Origin of the sequence: Microcystis sp. LEGE 08355 (genome assembly GCF_015207185.1) — a bacterium.
GTDB classification, from domain to species: domain Bacteria; phylum Cyanobacteriota; class Cyanobacteriia; order Cyanobacteriales; family Microcystaceae; genus Microcystis; species Microcystis panniformis.
Genome location: NZ_JADEXI010000367.1, coordinates 1 through 4,745, shown reverse-complemented (window position 1 = coordinate 4,745; position 4,745 = coordinate 1). Strand labels below are relative to the sequence as shown.

Sequence of the window (4,745 nt, the reverse complement as noted above, 5' to 3'; positions counted from 1 at the left end):
GAATAAATAAAATAATCTCCTATCTCCTGACTCCTATCTCCTGACTCCTATCTCCTATCTCCTGACTCCTATCTCCTGACTCCTGACTCCGTTAAATCGATTAAAAAGTTAAGTAATCTCAACTTCTAGCCAATGGCACCCCAGAGCTAGGAGATAATTAGGCCATCGTCATTTAGGCTGCGTTTATCCGTGAAAATTATCGTTATCGGCAGTGGTGGTCGAGAACACGCTCTAGCTTGGAAACTACTGCAATCGCCTCAAGTAGAACAAGTGTTCTGTATTCCAGGGAATGGGGGAACGGCAATTTTACCTCAATGTGAAAATATACCGATAGGAATGGAGGATTTTGCCGAAATTAGCCGCTTTGCCCGAGAAAATTGCGTCGATTTGGTGGTTGTCGGGCCAGAATATCCCCTCTCCCTCGGCATTACCGATCATCTTCTCGGCCAAGAAATTGCCGTTTTTGGCCCCACACAAACTGGGGCCTTAATTGAATCGAGCAAATCCTGGGCCAAAGAATTAATGAGCGAAGCCGGAGTGATCACCGCCGCCTCGGAAACTTTTACCGATGCAGAATTAGCAAAAACTTATATCCGAGAGCAAGGAGCACCCATCGTGGTGAAAGCCGACGGATTAGCCGCAGGAAAAGGGGTAATTGTCGCCGAAACCGTAGATACAGCCCTAGAAGCGATCGATGATCTTTTTACCAGTGGCTTTACTAAAGTCGTGGTGGAAGAATTCCTAGAGGGAGAAGAAGTGTCTATCCTCACCCTCACCGATGGGATCAGCTTTCGTTCCCTGCTACCTGCCCAAGATCACAAGCGCATCGGTGAAGGCGATACCGGCAAAAATACCGGCGGTATGGGAGTTTATGCCCCCGCACCCATAGCCACCGCCGCCATTATCGAAGCGGTGGACCGAGACATCCTTGCCCCCATCGTCGCCACCCTACAAAAACGCGGCATTGACTATCGAGGAGTCCTCTACGCGGGTTTAATGATTTCCCCCGCCGGAGAGCCAAAAGTTCTTGAATTTAACTGTCGTTTTGGCGATCCCGAAACCCAAGCGGTTTTACCCCTACTGGAAACTCCCCTGGCACCGCTGCTGCTGGCTTGCGCTCAACAAAAATTAACTGATTTCCCTTCTTTACAATGGCGCTCCGGTAGTGCCGTTTGTGTGGTGGCCGCGTCTGCCGGTTATCCCGACCACTACGAAAAAGGCCAGTTAATCACGGGAATTAAGGCCGCTGAAACCGCGGGAGCGATCGTTTTCCACGCTGGCACGGTTTTAAAACACGGCGATATCTTCACCGATGGCGGCCGGGTTTTGGGTGTCACGGCTATGGGGTCGAATTTTAATCAGGCGATCGAACTTGCCTATCAATCGGTGAACAGGATACACTTTCAGGGCATCTATTATCGTCGTGATATCGGCCACCGGGTACGGGAAAAATAAGGGTCAGTATTGAGGCTGGGGTAAGGGGGAATAGTTATGGGTTTTGAGGATTAATTTAGCAGCCAATTGCCCCTTTTTTCGGCATCTCTCACCGCTAATCCTCACCTCTTTCTAGGGTAATCCCTGACAAAAGCGCATCTGACTGGTCAAAAAACCAGTAACTATTGATAAAATCATGAAACTGAATCGCCCAACCAAATTGCCATCCCTATGCGAATTTTGCTCTATTCTTATAACTATTATCCCGAACCGATCGGCATCGCTCCCCTGATGACAGAATTGGCGGAGGGATTGGTTAAAAGAGGTCATCAAGTCAGGGTTTTGACGGCTTTTCCTTGGTATCCTAATAGTGAAATCGATCCCGAATACCGAGGAAAAATCTATCTGGAAGAAGAACGCAACGGTGTTAAAATTCAACGTTCCTACGTTTGGGCGCGCCCCCAAAGAAGTTTAAAAAATCGAATTTTCTTTGAATTGAGCTTTGTTTTTTTGAGTTTCTTTCAGGCTCTCAAAGGAGAAAAACCCGATCTAATTTTCTTAACTGTCCCCGGATTACCCGTTTGCGTTCCCGCCGCTTTATTGAGTAAATTATATGGAGTACCGATTATTCTAAATTTACAGGATATTCTGCCCGATGCGGCAGTTCATGTGGGATTATTAACTAATCAGAAAATGATTAAGGTTTTTAGCAGTCTCGAAAAATTTGCCTACAAAACTGCCAGCAAAATCTCAGTTATTGCCGATGGTTTTACCAAAAATCTCCTCACTAAAAATGTGCCGAGTCAGAAAATTATTGAAATTCCTAATTGGGTCGATGTCAGCTTTATTAAACCTTTGCCGAAAAACCATAATTATTTTCGCCAAGAAAATCATCTTGAGGGCAAGTTTGTTGTTTTATATTCTGGCAATATTGCCCTAACCCAACCCTTAGAAACTCTGATCGATGCCGCAGTTCATTTAGTTAATATTCCTGAGATTAAAGTGGTAATTGTTGGTAAAAAAGAGGCCCTTGATCGCCTAGAAAAGTATCGCCAACAACAGGGGGCCAGTAATGTGCTTTTATTACCCTTTCAACCCCGGGAAAAATTACCAGAAATGTTAGCCGCTGCTGATGTGGGTATGGTGATGCAAAAACATAACGTTATTTCCTTTAATATGCCGTCCAAAATTCAGGTATTATTAGCTAGTGGTCGTGCTATTATTGCTTCTGTTCCCGCCGATGGAACTGCTGCTAGGGCGATCGAGCGCAGTGGTGGTGGTTTGGTGGTTACTCCTGAAGATCCGGAGGCATTAGCTACGGCTATTTTAAAGCTATACAAAAACCCAGATTTAGCAACTATACTAGGAGAAAAAGGACGACAATACGCAGAAGAAAATTATGCCTTTGAAAAGACTTTGGATCAATACGAAAAGCTTTTTTCTCAAGTAGTTAGTTAATAATTAGGGAATAGGGAAATGGGGGGATAGGGTAATTTCAACTAAAACCCTAAAACTCTAAAACCCTAAAACCCCAACATCTATCACCCAATCCCCATCACCCCATCAGCTAACCTCTAACTCCCACTTAACTATTTTCATGTTCGATAATTTCTCAAAAAAACTCCCCTGGCAAAGTCTCAAACAAGCGATCGCTTTTGTCTTAACAATTATTGCCTTAACTCCAGTGGTTACAGCTTTAATTTCCAGTGTTAATCAGCCTCAAATCCAATCTAATATTCAACTATATCAAACCAATCTCAATCTACAAGTCACGACTCTAAGCAGCGATGCTGATCCTAATAGCGAGGAATTTGCTAATCTTAAATTAATGCAAACCTCCCTGATCGGTGAAGATCCTTATACTACTGCTGAGGAACAGTATTTATCCGCCCAGAAAAGTGCCAAAAAAACAATCACCGAACTAAAAAAATCAGCAGTTAATCCCGAACAAAAAAAATCCCTTGAGCGGGAAATCAATTCCCTAAAGGATTTAGAACTGAAATTAAGTCTCATTCAAGCTAGTCAAGGTGACTTGGATTCAGCACGGCAAATCTGGCAAGACATCAAGGAAAAATCAGCATTTGAGAACTATAAACCTGCTATTTTACGAAATGCGCTGCTGTTAGAGGGATTGTACAGTGAACCCCCCGAAATTGCTGCCGATGCTGAAGCGAGAATCGATCGCAATTTTCAAGGATGGTTCCGTTATACCATTCTGGAAAAATTATATAGTCTCGAAAATCGTCAAGAGGATTTACTCGCTTTAGAGGAAAAACAGAGTGAAGTAGCGGCTAATGCGTTAATTAAACTAATTTTAGTGGCTTTGTTGCCTCTTATCGGCGGTTTAATCGGTTTTGTGCTGTTGATCTTTTTATTAGTGCAGTGGCTTCTCCGTCAACAGCGAGCGCTGCTCTTTTTAGATGATAGTCTCGCTTGGCAAACTAAGTGGGGAGGAGAAACCCTCTGGTGGGGAATAATTATCGGTTTCTTTTTCGTCGGACAAATTGTTTTACCAGGAATTTTTGCGATTTTATCGAGTTTCTTGAGTCTCAATCCCGAAAAATTTAACCTAGAAGCTAAAGCAATATACGTTGTAGTTAGTTATTTAGCCTTAACAGTGAGCAGTTTATCGGTTTTATATCTAGCAATCAAGCCTTTTCGCCCTTTACCTCCCGATTGGTTTCGTTTTAAACTCTTTAGTCCTTGGCTCCTCTGGGGATTAGCCGGCTATTTCGTCGCTTTACCCCTCGTTATTATCGTTTCTTTGCTCAATCAACTAATTTGGCAAGGACAAGGGGGTAGTAACCCGCTGCTGACTTTAGCCCTAGAATCCCAGAATACTTTCGCTTTAATCTGTTTTGGCTTTACTGCTTCTCTTGCCGCTCCTTTTTTCGAGGAAATTGTCTTTCGCGGCTTTTTACTAGCTTCTTTGACTCGTTATCTGCCTGTTTGGGGTGCGATTGCTCTTAGTAGTTTGATTTTTGCCCTTGCTCACCAAAATTTGTCAGAAGTGCTGCCTTTAACCGTCCTAGGTTGTGTTCTTGGCTTTGTTTACACCCGCTCGAAAAATTTATTATCCTCGATGTTGGTTCATAGTCTCTGGAATGGTGGCACCCTGTTAAGTTTATTTTTATTGGGCAGCGGTGCGGGTTAGGTGAAGTCTCTGGTTTTCGGGGTAGCCTAGAGTTGACATCCTCGCCGCCCTAAAAGTGCGGCGATTCCTAAACCTCACGATTTAAGTTTCTGCTTCCACCACCGTCGCATACCACAGTTAAAAAACCATGTACTGTCTTACACAGAGTCCACAGACT

General features: G+C 43.8%; 3 protein-coding genes. All 3 read left to right on the top strand.

The window, feature by feature from the left end; all coding sequences use genetic code 11:
• Positions 1 to 189 precede the first annotated feature (189 nt).
• The 3 genes from purD (at position 190) to IQ242_RS17065 (ending at position 4,588) form a co-directional block, all read left to right on the top strand.
• On the top strand, positions 190 to 1,455 hold the full coding sequence (purD, locus tag IQ242_RS17075) for a phosphoribosylamine--glycine ligase (RefSeq protein ID WP_193960793.1): 1,266 nt from the start codon (positions 190 to 192) through the stop codon (positions 1,453 to 1,455).
• 210 nt (positions 1,456 to 1,665) lie between these two features.
• A complete protein-coding gene (locus IQ242_RS17070; protein WP_193960792.1) occupies positions 1,666 to 2,892 on the top strand; it encodes a glycosyltransferase family 4 protein in 1,227 nt (408 codons plus the stop codon).
• A gap of 139 nt (positions 2,893 to 3,031) precedes the next feature.
• Positions 3,032 to 4,588, top strand: coding sequence for a CPBP family intramembrane glutamic endopeptidase (locus IQ242_RS17065; protein ID WP_193960791.1), 1,557 nt, complete (start codon positions 3,032 to 3,034; stop codon positions 4,586 to 4,588).
• The last annotated feature ends 157 nt before the right edge of the window (positions 4,589 to 4,745 follow it).